Source organism: Maribellus mangrovi (assembly GCF_037646455.1).
In the GTDB taxonomy this organism is placed as follows: domain Bacteria; phylum Bacteroidota; class Bacteroidia; order Bacteroidales; family Prolixibacteraceae; genus Draconibacterium; species Draconibacterium mangrovi_A.
On the sequence record NZ_JBBIXN010000008.1, the window covers coordinates 82,755 to 98,565 of the forward strand.

Consider the following 15,811-nt stretch of genomic DNA (forward strand, 5'->3'; position numbering starts at 1 on the left):
TTCAGGGTAACCTGAAAAACGTTCTAAACAAGCCCAGGTGGTGGAATTGGTAGACACGCAAGGTTGAGGGCCTTGTGGGAAAATTTTCCCGTGCAAGTTCGAGTCTTGTTCTGGGCACCTAAATAAAAAGCAACAATCTCAATTTCAGGTTGTTGCTTTTTTATTTTTACATATTTTTATAATTACAGCAAATTGATAAGGAGTGTAGAAAAAACTCAAAAAAACAAGATACGCAATTTCCTGAGAATCCATAAAAATTCACCATTTCAAGCTTATTATGCTTTGGTAACTTGAAGCCCTACGTTCGTTACCAATACACAACGACAACGGGATTAATAATCGAATTAAATTGAGTGCCCCTTTTGTTTGCAGCTAAAATTGCAACTTCAATATTTAATTACTTAACAAAAGAGGACAAAGCGGTAAGCTATCATCATTTTAAATACACCGGAACGACTTTATCCCTGATGCTCCTTCTTTAACAGATCGAGAACCGTTTTTACCGGGTTAAACGTGGTCATCGGAACTTCCACAAATACCGTATTCCAGTTACTCATGGCACCGTTCCATAGACCGGGCAGTTCCATGGCTTTTAAAGTTTTTCCTCCAGCTGATTTTTCAGCAATAAATCCGGTATCGGGATCACGAAACTGCATTAAATCAAATGCTTCACCCTGATAATTTTTAACGCCACACACCAGATCGGTAATATTTGCATAACAGGAGGCATTTAAAATAGCTACCTGATCTTCCTTCTTAAGATTTACCTGCGCCGTCTCCACCAATTGCAAAGTTTGAGTGCCATCTTTGTGCAACACCCAAAACGGACCGCCACCTGTACCGGAACTCTCCACCACACCGCAAATACGAATTGGTCGATTCAATATTTTAAACAGTAACTTCGGCTTCTCCATGTGTGTTTTCTCGGCAAAGGATTCAGGCATCTTGTATCCTAACTGCTCTTCAATGAATACAAGAAGTTCCTGCTCCATATCCTCATCTATAGTGTTTACATTTTCCAACAGTTTACAGTATTCAAAAACTTTGTTTTGCGCTTCAACCAGAACACCGCCTAATGCCTTTTTATAATCGATGGTATCCTTTATGAGCCATTGAGCCGCCACATTGTCAATATTTTTTATGAAAACGATATCACCTTTAATGGCATTAAGGTTTTTCAGCAAAGCACCATGCCCACCCGGACGAAAAAGAAGTTCACCATTTTCTTTACGGAATGGAGCATTATTTAAATCCACTGCAAGTGTATCTGTAGCTTTATCCTGAATTGAATAAGTTATTTCATATCTCTTGCCAAATTCTACTTTATAAACCGGCTTAACCCTGGCAATATGTTCTTTTATTAAATCCATATGCTCGCTTGAAACCGTAAAATGAAGTTTAACCACTCCATCTTCATCTGCTCCATAAAAAGCACCTTCAATTAAATGTTCATCAATCGCTTTGGTAACTTTACCATCGGCATATTTGTGAAAAGTTAAAAGCGCTTTGGGCAAAAAACCGTAGTTCAAACCTTTTTCCGTCAGCAAAGCCGTCACAACTTTTTTATCCCTAACCTCAACAGCGTTATTTGCTTCTGAACCTAAAGATTCAAGCAACTCATCGTAAAACGCAAAATTGCTTAATCCGTCATAAAATTGCTTCACATCGTTATCATCAACAGAAATTGCTCCTTCTAAGAAATTATACAGCATTTTAAACATCCGGCTGGCGGCACCTGAGGCAGGAACAAATTTAACCAACTCATTTTTTATGCCTTGCTCTTCAAAAAGGCTAATATATGCATCCACTTCTTTCGGTGTTAGCTTTCTCAATCCATTGCCCGGTTCAACCGGAGCAAATAAATTTAAATCGGGAAAGCCATTTATATAACGGCAAATCTGACTTTCTACTTCTTCAACCGATATTCCCAGTTCTGCGATTTGGTGTAAATCCTTATGATTGAAATCCATTGATTTTTGTTTATGAGTTGCAAAATACAACTTTTAGTAAATCTCCATTAGTCAACATCATCTGAGCTAACAGGAATTAAACTTACCGGCCCGATCAACCCTGATTTAAACGGCTCCCAGTTGGCTGCCGTAAAGAGTCCGTCCGGCCCAACATTTTGCCGTTCATGTGCCGCAAAGTTGATGTTGTAGAATTTTTTGTATACCACCCCGTTTCTGTCCATATCAATGATACGGTTGGCCATCAGATTCGAAACTTTAACTTCCAGCTGATTTGTTTGTTTCAACTTGCCAGTATTGATCACGACTTGATAAGTTGGTCCAAGCAGTGTTGCCACTTTTTCACCGTTTAAATACACAGCTGCTGATTCATGTACCTCACCAAGATTAAGAAGATAGGCATCTGCTTCATTTTCCGGTTTATCAAATGAAATGGAATAGCTCGCTGTTCCTGAGAATTTCTTTAGTTCATCCGATTTTTCGGTCCACGAGTTTAATGCGATTGTTGTAAAAGTAGCAGGCAATGTTGGTCCGCCTTTTTCAAAGTTTACCACCCACTCTCCTTCCAATTCTATTTTCTCATCAGTAGGTTTCAAAAGCGGGTATTCTTCCAAGTCGATCTCAGTTTTATAAAACTGTAAAATCATGCTTTCGCCCGGTTTCAATTGCACATAAACTTTTGACTGATTTTCAGTTTCAGTTTTCATATTTGCCTTGCCTTTTTCGCGGTTCATGGGATTGAACCAGCCTGCACTTTTCCCGAGGCTTTGAAGATTCACCCACTGGTCAATAGTTTTGTTGGTCCAATTACTGATAAAATAACAGGTTCCGTTTTCGCGATTTACCCGGTTGAACCAAAGGCCGGATTCTGCCAAAGCTTCAGGATATACATTCACTTTTGCCAGCATCTCCTCAACATTCTCCCCTACCATTATTCTTTCATTTTCGGTTTGAGTTGCAAGCAAATCCCGGTATTTCTGCTGGCGTTCTTCCAGGTCAAACATTCCGGGAACGCTTTCCGGCAGCTGATCCTCAAAAATAACTGTCGCTCCATTTTGCGACAACTGCACCAGCTTTTCCATCGTTTTAAGCGGAATAAATGTACAAGCCGGAACGAGGATCGTTTTGTAAGTTGCTCCGGGAGCAATTACCGTTACACCTTTGTTTTCAAGCTGCTGAATTTGTTTGTCGGAAATGTAATCGAAAGTGTATCCCTGGCTTAACAGGAATACACTGATTTCCTGCGTCAGTGATTCTCTCGACGCTCCAAAATGCCGCAACATTTCTCTACCTCTCTCCGACCATGCATCATAGATGGGGAAATACAGCAAAATATCGTTATCAGGAGTAGAGTTCTGCATAAACGACTGGCAGTTGGCCACATAGTCGTTCAAAGCTTTCATATCGGGCCACAAACTGTTGGTAGGCGCAAAATGAACCGCAGCATAAAACATCCAGCCCGGCCATTCGGATTCAACCGGAGAATATGGTGTTCCGTGATAAACAATGTGATTGACGCCATGCGACAGATAGCGGTCGAAATTTTGTTTGGCATCAGCCAGATTTGCTTTAAAATGCTCATCGAGCCAGGTGGCGGCTTCACAGGCGATCAGCGGTTTACCGGTAACATGCCCGGCCGAAGTGGCCATTTTGATGCGCATCGGATTGGTTCCTTCCGTCTCGGGAATGTGGCTGGCAGCATACAAATCCAGAATATTTGCAGGTGAACCATGTGCCTGGTTGCGAATAACTGCATTGTGCGATTCGGACCAATCGGCCCACACTTCGGTAAATTTTTCAAGCAATAAATCAGAAATCGTTTCGCGGTAATCGCACAATACACGGTCGTTTGTTTCTTCGGTATCGTTTCCAAACAGGGCCGGTAAATAATTTCGCAGATCATAACCACGACGTGTTTTGAATTCTTCAAAAAAGTGCGGTGTCCAATTGGCCTGTCCAGAAGCGTCGTCCACTTCGTACGAATCGTTGAAAAAGGCTCTTAATCCCGACAAATCGATGTTTCCGACATTATCATCAAAATCTTTTAAAAATGTTTGGGTTGCTTCTTCCGAGAAATGATCGATCACATTCCCTTCTCCCCCGTCGCCGGCACGTTCCACCATTTTTCCGTGCCAGCCCTGAAACATGGCATAAATTTTCCAGTTTCCTTCCGGAGCCGTCCAGTTTAGGGTTCCATCTTCTTCAACTTTGTTCGTAAGATCCAGAATTTCATTTTTATCGCTGTAAGCCATCAGCGTTTGAAGCGGCAAAGGTTTTTCAAAGCGCACCTGATCGAGTGCCAGTTCGCGCAAATCGGAATTACTGCTCACAGGAAATTCAACTTCAGAGACATCCACCCGATGACCAACAGCTCGTACAAGTGGTCTCTGAATAAACTCTATTTTCTCGTTTAACCGTTGGCCACCTTCCAAACTGTAAACTTTGTATTGAATGTTCTTACATGCATTATCCGCCTGTATCCATGGGCCTCCAAAAGGCCAGCCCGATGCATTGGCGAGATCGATTCCAAGGTCCAGACGTTTGCCTTCCTTTAAGGTATGCTCCAAAGCTTTCATCCATTCTTTCGATTGAAACTTCAATGCTTCACTTTCATGCCCTTTTACGCCGTAAATAGGTGTGATCTCCAGCCCACCAAAACCGGCTTTCTGACATACTTCCATATTTTGAGTCAGCCCTTCAGGTGTTACGGCACTATCGTGCCACCACCAACGAGTCCACGGCTTTGTTTGAGCAGTGATTTCAGGCCAGTCGGCCTGCGTTTCTTTTTGTTTTGAAGTAGTGCACGACTGTGTAAGAAAAGCGAATGCAACAAAAAGTAGAAGATGAAATTTTTTCATAATTAATTCAGTTTATAAACTTCTGATCCTGCCAATAAAAAACAACCTAAACCGTAATCTTCAAAATCGGGCTTGCTTGTGTAAGTGACCGGTTGTCCGTCTTTGGGTTCTTTTCCGGTGCCTTGTACATAACCCAGAAATCCATTTTCGTGCACGGCTTCATTAGCCATCGCATTCCAGCCTTTGACAATAGCAGGCATGTATTTCTTCGCCTTCAATATCCCTTTGTTCACTCCCCATGCCATGCCATAAACAAACATGGCAGTTCCAGTCAATTCTTTTCCTCCAAAATGGTTTGGATCATGCAAGCTGACATTCCAAAAACCATCTTCGCGCTGAAGCAGCAACAAGGCTTTCATCATTTCCTTATACGTTTTAAGGTATTCCTTTTGGTGTGGATCGTCTTCCGGCAAAATATCCATTACCCGAACCAGGGCAGCCACCACCCAGCCATTACCGCGACTCCAGTAACAATCCTCGCCGTTTGGCTCGGTATATGGAGGTAGAAAATCTGCATCGCGCCACCATAAACCTTCCTTTTTATTGTAAAGGCCCTGAGTTACTTTGGTGTCCATGTACATTTCATACATTCGTTCTGAATACTTATCATCGCCGGTAACTACAGCAAGCTTGGCAAAAACCGGCATGGCCATTTGCAGGGCATCGATCCAGTCCCAGTCATCTATTTTATCAGTCGTCAGCATGAGATCAATCGAAGCTTTGATGTCTTTTATTCGTTCCGGTTGAGGATCGATGTTATAAAGGTCGATGTAGGTTTGACCCGCGCAATGGTTATCAGCATGTCGGGTTTCGTAACCGTTTCGCAAGCCCCACTTGTGCGATTCACCCCAGTCGACAGCATATTGAAGGTATTTATCATCCGGTTTAATTCTATACAATTCCATCAATCCTTCGTAATAAACCGCCCGTGTCCAAAGGTTACTCGGACGCTCTCTGTTGGTAATCACATTTACTCCTGGGTCCGGCCATTTCTTCATAAAGTAAATGTTGGTAAGTATCATTTTATCAAGCACCTCTTGCTTAGATGGTAGCTGCTGAGCTGAGGATTCAAACGATAACAGCAAAATAACACTAATCAGAAAGTTAATTTTTGTTCTCATTATTTATCTGGTTTTTGTTTCTTCTCCTAAATAATATGTGGTTACAGGCGACTGAAAATATCCCATTGACCGATGTACAACATCCGACCGATAAAGGGGATCCTGCATTAGACAAGTACGCCGGTCGGTTGCAGGAATGGTTGTCGAGTAAATTCTAAGTTCTCCCGGCATCACTGTAATGAGTTCCTCCCGCCAGTCGCCATACAGATCCGCCATCATCATAATGGATCCCTGAATTTGAGTCGATAAGGTATCCGTCGGGTACTTCACGATTGAAAGCCTGCGAGGCCCTCTTCTTCCAAAACCGGACCATTCGATGGACTCGCGAAGTTTATCGGCATCCCAAAATATCCAGTTCGTACATTGCGGCACCCCAAGATTACGTGCCAGGTAATCGCCCGTCGCCGACAGCATGTATTTGTCGTGAAGTCCGGCTTTTGAGTCTTCCGACGCAAAACATTCGAGCCCGGGGACATCAGGCATGATATCTGCAACCATTCCGTTTCCAACGTGGCGCGTATAATGGTCGATGTTCCATATTTGCTCGCCGTTAGCTGCATCGATCATAGAAACTCCGGTGGTATCTTGCCACACTTCATTGGCAAAAAATATTTCCATACCAGGGCGATTCGGGTCAATATCGGTAACAAAACATTTATCGGGATGTCCAACACCGGCAGAATACAAAAGCGTTCCATCGTCGTCAAGCACTGCTGATCCCAACACGATTTCATCACGTCCATCCTCATCCAAATCAACCGTGTGCAGGCTATGGGCACCCTGCGAACGAATCACCGGATTTTCCTCATCGCCATCCCAGCGCCATAGTTTTTCAAGTTTTTCTCCGTTCAATTGATAAGCGTCAACCATCATTAAACGGTAAGTTCCACGTGCTACAAGCAAACAAGGTGTTTTCCCATCGAGGTAAGCCATGCCCATTTGGTTGCGGTTATTCCGGTTGTAGCGGCCAAAACGTGGATTACGAGCGGGCCAGTCAACCCGGTCAATCTCTTCACCTGTCATTCCATCGAGTACCGAACAATACTCCGGTCCGTCAAAAACACGTCCGTCCTCATCCCTGTAATCCGGTTCTAAGGGTGCAGTTTTAACAGCAATTTCCGCTTTACCGTCGCCATTAAAATCGTACACAACAAATGGCGAATACCAGATGCCCAGTTCGATGTTCCAGCCCAGATCTTTACGCCATAAAAAAGTTCCGTCGCTTAAGTAGGCTTCCAGTTTAAAGGTATCGGGGCTTTTCCGCCAAACTCCCGGATCCACTCTACCACCCGGTTGCTTGATCACAAAATCATACTCGCCGTCGCCATTCAAATCACCAACGGCCACACGGTCGGTCCAATATTCTCCTTCAAAAGCAATGGATTTGTAAGGCAATTCTCCCATATCGAAAGGAACCACTTTTTCTGAAATTTTTTCTTCTCCATCACTGTTCAAACTGATGAAATATTTTGCTGACTCTGCATCCGAATTAAGCATGAAATCCGTCGTTTTTATGAGCGGTTCATCACTAAGTTTTCGAGCTTGTTGTCCTTCTTTTTCTTCATAAACATCGAAAGCTACATTTTCAGGATCAGTGGCCAACAATCGCCAACTTAAATAAACACCATCATTAACTTTAAAAGCCACCAACCCCCGATTAATATCTTCTGAAACACGCTGATCGGCCCAGCCATTAACTTTTGGTTTGGATGTATGATTAGGTTTCAAAACCTGATAATTATAAAGTCGTTCAGTCGGGTCCTGGGCATTTGAATTCAACGCTCCAAAAACTATTAAAATTGCAATTACAATACTCCAAAATTCTATGTTCTGAAGGTGGACACTCTCTTTTTTCTGCTGATTCTTTTTGAAAAAATTCATAGGATTAAAATAGTTTGTTCATTAAGTTATGGTGCAGGACTCGCTCTTTAATCTGTTTCGTTTGTGAAATCAGAAGGTGAAAAATTCAGGTTCGTTTCACAACACCTAGCTTCCGTCAGGTTTTAGTACATCGATAGCCGGACTGTCGGGCCAGAAAAAATTCTGCCAGTCGTCGGGATGATTCGGATCAAAATCAATCCAATCGCCCACGATAAAAGTACTGATTTCGTGGTTCATTTCAACAAGGCCCTGCACCACACATTTGGCCAGTTCGTATGCTCCGTATGGACTGAAATGTGTATTGTCGGCCAACGGCTGACCCTGGTTGGGATACGAATTAGCCGGATAATGCACAAAGGCTTTTTTTGAGTTTTCCACGCCTAAACTTTCGTAAAACTGCTTGCTCATCCGATTCAGATCAACCAGTGGTATATTTTCTTCACGAGCCAACTGGCGCATCGCCTCAGGATATTCTTCCAGCGTATTTACGATCTTTCCGTTTTCATCAAAATTGCGTCGGTTTGTTGAAGTCACCAGAATGGTCTTCCCACCTTTTTCTTTAGCTGACTTGATAAAATAACGCAACTCGTCCTGATAGGTAGTAAAAGGTTCAACGTGGTTCCCCCCCGGTTTCTGATCGTTGTGAGCAAATTCAATAAACAGGTAGTCGCCGGGTTTCATCAAACTCAAAATCTTTTTCAGGCGATTCTCGCGGCGAAAAGCTTTTAATGTTTCCCCCGATTCGGCATAATTGGCTACTACAATTTCAGGCTTTAGAAAGCGCGGAAACATTTGGCCCCACGATGCCCAGGGTTCGTATTCCTGGTCGACCACCGTTGAATTACCGGCCAGGTAAATCACGGGCAGATCGTTCGCTTCTTCAATTTGAAGTGATGAAATACAAGGTCTGGGTCCACCAAATTCCAGTGTAAGTTGATTGTCCCAGTTGAGATAAACCAGCTCACGGGATTTGCGCCGAACTTCGGTGCTATCGTTAATTTTTGGAGTTCGTACATCAACCACAATCGTTTTTTCAAGCACCTCACCTTTTTCAGTTTGAATATTTTCGAGCATTAAACGTCGTGATTCCGCTTTAACGGTCGTCGCCGAACTGCCTTCAGGATCACCCAGAGTCAGTGTAATTTTATAGCGGCCTTCGGGAAGTTTCACGGTAAAATAAAAAGGTTGATCACCGCTTATAAAGTCACCGGTTAATGCATCTTCATTTTTAGTAGTTACAGATTTGATTTTTCCATCATACAAAAATCCAAATTCACGATCGGGATTAAAAACTGTATTTTCATCCACAGCCAGGTATCCGGGTTCTGTTTTACCATTCCCGAAGTCAAATTTTAAGGGAAAAGTAATTTCTTTTGAATCAGAATAGTTTAGGCTGCTAATCAGCATCAGCAGCACGAGCAGAAATTTATTTATCGAACGACTAAATCTCATTATTTCTTTTGATTCTCTATGATTAATTCAAATACCTGCGCAGCGAACATGCCCGCAATGCTTTTATCTGTTCAGCTAATGTTTTTGCATTCAACTCAGCTCCTTTAGCATTGGTATGTGTATGATCGCCGGGGAAAAAAGTTTTTACTTTTTCGGGGCCCATTTTCTCGTATTTCTCAGCAATAACATTATTCAGATCTATAAAAAAAGCACCGTTTTGTTCTGCCGATTGTTTCGCCCATAATCCGTAACTGTCGTCAACACGCTGTACTTTACCCGCATCCCAGATATTGCGCGGAATCATGGAAAGTACAATTACCGAAACACCTTTTTCTTTTGCCTGAGTTATGTATTTCCCCATGTACCAACCATAGGAATGAACAGTTTCCGGGATCGTATCATTCCGTAAAATATCCTGCGTTTCGTCGCCCATACCTTTTAACGAACCCCGATATTTAGGTTGGTCGATATGCCCCCCGTCGTTATGTCCAAACTGGATTAACAGAAAATCACCGGCGTGCATTTTTTGCAACACCTCATCCCAAAGTCCTTCGTAATAATATGTGCGACTGCTTCTTCCGCCACGTGCTTTGTTGATCACTTCAATCCGGCTGGTATCCATAAACGCCCACAACTCACGCCCCCAGCCAACTATGCTGTCGTTTCCGTTGGCAACCGTTGAATCGCCAATGATAAAAACTTTCTTCTTTACAGGAAACTTAATCTTCGGATCATCGAGTAAATAATTCTTTAGCTTGCATTTGTCCAGTTCCTTTAATCCCTCGGCAATAAGCGATGCCGCCAGCACTGCTCCTTTTGCTGAAGTGTGTGTGTGATCGCGACTAAAAAACAATTTATCGGTCACATTTTCTTCACCCCGTTTTTCCATTTCCGAGGCCATCTTTTCATTCAGATCAATGAAAAAAGCACCTTCTTCTTCGGCTACTTTCCTGGCCCATCCGCCATAAGAATCCTTGTTGCGCGGCACCTGACCGTCATTCCAGTCATTTCTTGGAATAGGTGACATAACGATTGGAATGGCTCCTTTTTCTTTTGCCTCACGAATGTATTGCCGCATGTACCAGCCATAAGAATGTACGATCTCGTGTTTTCCGGTGAGCATGTTGTCAATCTCCTCGGTTTCCTCACCTGTTCCTTTTATAGTTCCACGCGCTCGTATCGTATCATTAACGGGGCCGGCATCATTGTGTCCAAACTGCATCAACACATAATCGCCGGGTTTAAGTTTATCCAGAACAGGCTGCCACAAACCTTTATCGCGATAAGTTCGGCTACTGGTACCTCCCAGCGCATGATTTTCAACACTTACTTTGCTCGTATCAAAATACTGAACCAGCGGATCGCCCCAGCCCCACAAACCATTGGCGCCGTCACCCTGTCCGTTCTTGACAGTTGAATCACCAATGGTATAAATGGTAATTTCATCTTCATTCTGTTGATTCTGACATCCTAAAAACAGCCCCAAAAGTACTACAAAGGCATATACTAACTTTTGTTTCATATCTATTAATCTTTTCCTCTATTTTACTGCAACAAGCCAAAATAAAAGTAGAGTGTTCGTTTTACCGGTTCTTCCATTACATTTAGTTTGCCTTCCGGTCCCAGGCTCCAGGTATTATTGCTGATTCCCATGGCCAGCTTCGTACCTACAGGAGGAATTCCATCGAGGAAAGAAATGTTACCCACCGGAAGTTGAGGGTAGTTTTCAGGACCTGAAATACCGTAGAAATCGAACAAGCGCAGAAATAAATCGGGTTCCTGTGCTACAACCGTGAACATTCCGTAAACGGTATTAAATTCAACCCACGAAACATCGCTGTAATAACCTTTGAACTGTGGATAATCCCAGGTATTTGTAGCCGGAAGTACATTGTTGTACAGCCGTTCAAAAACATCGAGTCGGCCTCCTTTCAGGCGGTTTTTCCAAACGTGCGACGGACCCTCGCCCAGCCATTTTGCACCAATTATATCCGACTCCGGAAAGTCGAAGCTGACGCCTGTAAAATACTGTTCACCTTCTACCTGGTACTCATAATCGAGTTGCAACCAGCCGCTACTGAACATGGTCCATTTTACAAATTTCAAATCGCCGTCAAACGAAAATTGCACTTCGGTTCCATCACCTTTTTCTGTAATAGTGATATCATTTAATGTCGATTCGCCACTCACCAAAACCGGTCCGTTGCTAAAAGGAATCGGTAGTCCAAAATCATTGAAAATCCGAAGAATGGTTCCGTTTTCTTTGTTGAAAACAACGGTTATCCCCGAGGCTTTCAGCGAAATGCTTGTTTCATCTTCTTTTACTTCCACATTTGAGCTGATATTCTCGTCACCCTCTTTGGCAATAATGGGCAGAATATTGTCTTCCTCTATTCCCTGCGCTTTAAGTTTTTTAAGTTGCTCCTCTTCCTCTGCCGAAAGCGTTTTTTCCACCAATCCGAGTACCTGGTTGGTGTTCTCGTTGGTTTTCCAACTCCAGCAGAAAATTTCTTCATCATAAGGATCAAATGCATGCAGGTATAGTGCATCATAGTTCTTGTAATTTTCGGGTAGTGTTAAATGAAGATTACCCTTCTGCCCCGGCAAAATATTCGGGCTATCCGTAGTTCCCTTTTTCATGATCTTGTGTCCGGCGCCACGTTGTTGCGGCCAGCTAAACGAAACCAGTTCCCAGGCAAATCGAATCTGATTCAGGTTGGTGAAATGGTAACGGTTTTCAAGCTCTATATTTCCATCGAAATCTTCAGGCAGCTTTTCCATGAAAATTTTTACCGGCGAATAAATTTCGCGCATAGCATAGACACTGCCCTCCTTTTCGCGGTGAGGTCCCAGGATTCCATCGGGTGCATTTACCCGGTTTACATCGATCCTGTTCCCCAGATCGGTGCGAACCAATCCTTCATCGGAGAATACCCATGTAAAACCACCTGCCGATCTTTCCGAACTCCAGAACAATTCCCAAAAATCGCTTAATCCGGCTGCTCCGCCACCATCGTCCTGCGCATGAAGAAACTCGGTTGGCATGTAAATCAGTCCTTCGTCGAGTATTTTTTGCGAACTGTAATACGTCTCGTAATGGTTGCAATCGATTCCGTTATAATCGTTTCCGGGGCGGTGATGTGCATGAATTACCGGGCGTTTCGACGGATCGTAAATGTCATAATCGTCGTCCAGTTCTTTGTTTGTTCCACCTTCGTTTCCGTTGCTCCAGAAAATAATGGAAGGATGGTTCACATCGCGGATCACCATTTCGCGAACCAGCTTTTCACCCGACTCGGTGTCGTAAGCATTTTGCCAACCGGCCAGTTCGTCGAGTACATATAAACCCAGCGAATCACAGTAATCAAGAAAACTCTGATCGGGAGGATAATGGGCGCAGCGAACAGCATTCATGTTCATTTCCTTCATCAACTTAACATCCTGAAGATCGAGGGCCGGATTTACACAGCGACCTGTTTCCGGCCAGAAAACATGCCGGTTGATTCCCTTCATTTTTATTTTTACACCATTCAGGTAAACTCCATCGCCCTCGTGAATTTCAATGGTTCGAAAACCAAATTTTTGATCAAGTTCGAAAACCGCTTCATCGTCATCCTGAAGACTAACTTTTACGGTGTAAAGATCAGGAGTTTCCGAGGTCCAGAGTTTAGGATCATCGACCCGGCACGACAAACGAACCAGCGAATCACCTTTATTTATTGTTGTTTCGCAGGATTGTACTGCATTTCCTGCAGCATCCATAATTTCAGCTACAACAGTTTTTTTATTGTCAATTCCCAAGGGGAAAATATCCATAACGAAGTTTCCGTCGGCACCGGCATTAATTGCAACACGATCGATGCTTTCCTTTGGCAACGCTTCCAGATATACCGGACGGAAAATTCCGCCAAATATCCAGTAATCGGCATATCGCTCAGCGCGGTTTACCGAATGATTTGCCGACCATTTATTCACGGTAACCTCAAGCATATTCTCTGCATTGTATTTCAGTTTATCAGAAATATCGTAACGAAAGCGGTAGAACGATCCCTGATGAATTGGTCCTACCGGCTGTCCGTTCACTTTCACCTCTGTATCTGTCATCGATCCTTCGAAAACAATAAAAACCGTTTTGTTTTTCCAGTTGCCGGGAACACTGAAATTGTGTTTATAAAGTCCGCTTTCATCCGAAAAACGATATTTTTTCCCGTAGGTTCGGTAGTTGCGGCCATAATCGTAGTTGCCATAGCCTTGTTGTTCCCAATGCGAAGGCACTTCGATTGTTGACCAGACTCCACTGTTTCGTCCACCCGTACAGTAAAAATCCCAGGTTTTGGTGTTTTCGTTATCCGTACCGGATAAATATTGAACCTGCTTTACTTCAGGCTGGGCATCGGTGCTAAAATTGAAAAAAGTAAATAACAGCACCGCAAGAATAGTTTGCATTCGAATCATAGTTAGGCTGATTTTGTTTTTTTAATTGATCTGTATTTTAAATGATTTTCCTTTTTTTTGAATAAGGACTTTTTTTTGATCGGCATTGAATTCCCAATCATCCGCTCCTGTTACATTTTCAGGCTTCTCATCGCGGCTCACAATAAAAGAATACACATGTTCTTTCTGACCTTTAATTTCAAAGGTTGCCCCGACATTAATTACCGAAACCTCAACCGGCGTTTGATAAAAACCATCTCCCAACGGTTCGTAATAACTCAGTGTGGCATTCTCCGCTTTTAAAATGTAAATATTCATTGTTTCTGAGAAATCGGTGGTATCGCCATTAGTAAGTGCTTGATTGGCTTCCGGGTTAACGGGAATGATCACTGCATCGGCATTTCTGTTAATGGCACCCATCTGTTGATCGAGGCTCAGTTCCTCTTGTTCTTGCGGTTGCGATTCACTTGTTTTTACAATTTCAGGTTGTTCAATATTTTCGCAGTCCTGCAATTCAATAGGCCGGCCTGTTTCCGTTTTCAACAAAACATTCTCCATGGTCCAGTTGCTGGCATAAGTCAGTTTTCCGCTTTCTTTAGCTTCAACAGAAACATCTTTCCAGTGAATATCGTGAATCGGTTTTTCGGGATAGGCATTGGCATAAAATGCGCGTTGTGCATTTTCCACTTTTATATTGCTCAAGCTAATATTTTTAAATTCCGGAATGCCTTTTTCTTCCGGTTCAACACGTTGACTTAACACCCGCCACCTGTCTTTTATTTCTTCTTCAGGAATATTAACCGGAATGGTGCAATAGCTGTACTCGGGATACCAGTTCAATTCAAAATGAAAAGGATTGGCCACGTCTTTCATTTTCATGTCGTGGAAAGAAATGTTTTCGATAACTCCACCACGAACTTTAGCCGATTTAAAACGGATGCCGATGTTGGTACCAATGGCTTCCAGACCGTAAACTTCGATATTTCGCATGCCACCTGATGTTTCGCTGCCAAGGGTAATTAATCCATGCCCAGCACGCGTAATACAGTTTCGATAAACAATGTTTTCGGCAGGCTGGTTTACGCGAAGTCCATCGGCGTCTTTCCCGGCTTTTATGCACAGGTTATCGTCGTTGCAGTCGATATCGCAATTTTCCACTAAGATATCTTTTGATGAATCGGTATCTATTCCATCGGAACTCGGACCGTGACCGCCAATGTTGTTGCGTACAACTACCCCGTCGACATGCACCCTGGTACTGTAAGTCAGCGAAACCGTCCAAAAACCGGCGCGTTTTACGGTAAAATCTTTCAGCAAAACATCTTCCGATTCCCAAATTACAACAGGCCGCACGCGCTCGCAATCGTAATCAACTGCCCAGCGAATTCCTTTTTCCTTGTATTCGCCCCACATTCCTCCGGTATATTTCGGATCGCCCCAAAACTTATCCCACCAGTATTTCCCGTTGCCGTCGATCACTCCTTTCCCGGTGATACGCACATTGCTTTCGTCGTAAACATTGATCAGTGCAGCCGGCCATTTCATTTCAATTCCGGCAATACGCGTCCATAACCGTGGATAATGATCGTTATCCTGAATGGCCTGAATGACCACTCCTTCTCCTATATTCAGTTCGACGTTTGATTTTACAAAAAGTGCTCCCGACAAATAAGTTCCTGTTGGAAAAATGACTTTACCACCACCGGCCTCAGCCGCTGCATCAATGGTTTTTTGAATGCCTTCTGTTGCCAGAGTTTTCTCGTCAGCAACAGCACCGTAGTCGGCTACATTAAATTCCTTATCGGGAACTTGTGCGAACGATTCATCATAAAAAATGCCTTCGAGTCTTTGAACCAACTGGCTTTCGTTTTCCTGTGTACAGGAAGCGAATAAAACCAACAGGAAAATAACGGGCAGCGAATAAAATACTTTTTTCATGCGTTTAATACGATTTTCTTTCATAAGCTTATTTTATGCCGAAACAAAGTTTCCTTCAGACAGCGGTCCGGCTAAAACTTCAATTTAGTCAGGTTTCAACGTTTTAAAATACCCAAAAACATTCAAATATCGGGTTTCTATTTTCAAAATCTAAACGAAT

Annotated in this window: 8 protein-coding genes and 1 tRNA gene; 1 reads left to right on the forward strand and 8 read right to left on the reverse strand. The window is 43.1% G+C overall.

Annotated elements, in window-relative coordinates:
• The first annotated feature begins 31 nt into the window (after positions 1-31).
• Positions 32-117 (forward strand) — tRNA-Leu (locus tag WFY05_RS21030).
• A gap of 341 nt (positions 118-458) precedes the next feature.
• On the opposite strand, the gene WFY05_RS21035 is transcribed toward WFY05_RS21030, so the two are convergent.
• The 8 genes from WFY05_RS21035 to WFY05_RS21070 form a co-directional block, all read right to left on the reverse strand.
• Complete coding sequence (locus WFY05_RS21035; protein WP_340114909.1) at positions 459-1,970, reverse strand: DUF4301 family protein; 1,512 nt, start codon at positions 1,968-1,970, stop codon at positions 459-461.
• Between the two features lie 47 nt (positions 1,971-2,017).
• Positions 2,018-4,825 carry a glycosyl hydrolase gene (locus WFY05_RS21040; RefSeq protein ID WP_340114910.1) on the reverse strand — a complete coding sequence of 936 codons (2,808 nt, stop codon included), beginning with the start codon at positions 4,823-4,825 and terminating at the stop codon, positions 2,018-2,020.
• Between the two features lie 2 nt (positions 4,826-4,827).
• On the reverse strand, positions 4,828-5,946 hold the full coding sequence (locus WFY05_RS21045) for a glycoside hydrolase family 88/105 protein (protein ID WP_340114911.1): 1,119 nt from the start codon (positions 5,944-5,946) through the stop codon (positions 4,828-4,830).
• A gap of 3 nt (positions 5,947-5,949) precedes the next feature.
• Positions 5,950-7,827 (reverse strand): rhamnogalacturonan lyase family protein, encoded by a 1,878-nt coding sequence (locus WFY05_RS21050; RefSeq protein ID WP_340114912.1) that lies wholly within the window; start codon positions 7,825-7,827, stop codon positions 5,950-5,952.
• A gap of 105 nt (positions 7,828-7,932) precedes the next feature.
• The gene (locus tag WFY05_RS21055) at positions 7,933-9,279 is read right to left on the reverse strand and encodes a rhamnogalacturonan acetylesterase (protein WP_340114913.1); all 1,347 of its coding nucleotides are present in this window, start codon (positions 9,277-9,279) and stop codon (positions 7,933-7,935) included.
• A gap of 22 nt (positions 9,280-9,301) precedes the next feature.
• On the reverse strand, positions 9,302-10,801 hold the full coding sequence (locus tag WFY05_RS21060) for a rhamnogalacturonan acetylesterase (protein ID WP_340114914.1): 1,500 nt from the start codon (positions 10,799-10,801) through the stop codon (positions 9,302-9,304).
• 23 nt (positions 10,802-10,824) lie between these two features.
• The gene (locus WFY05_RS21065; protein ID WP_340114915.1) at positions 10,825-13,725 is read right to left on the reverse strand and encodes a glycoside hydrolase family 2 protein; all 2,901 of its coding nucleotides are present in this window, start codon (positions 13,723-13,725) and stop codon (positions 10,825-10,827) included.
• A 30-nt stretch (positions 13,726-13,755) separates the two neighbouring features.
• Positions 13,756-15,651 (reverse strand): glycoside hydrolase family 28 protein, encoded by a 1,896-nt coding sequence (locus WFY05_RS21070; RefSeq protein WP_340114916.1) that lies wholly within the window; start codon positions 15,649-15,651, stop codon positions 13,756-13,758.
• Positions 15,652-15,811: the final 160 nt, after the last annotated feature.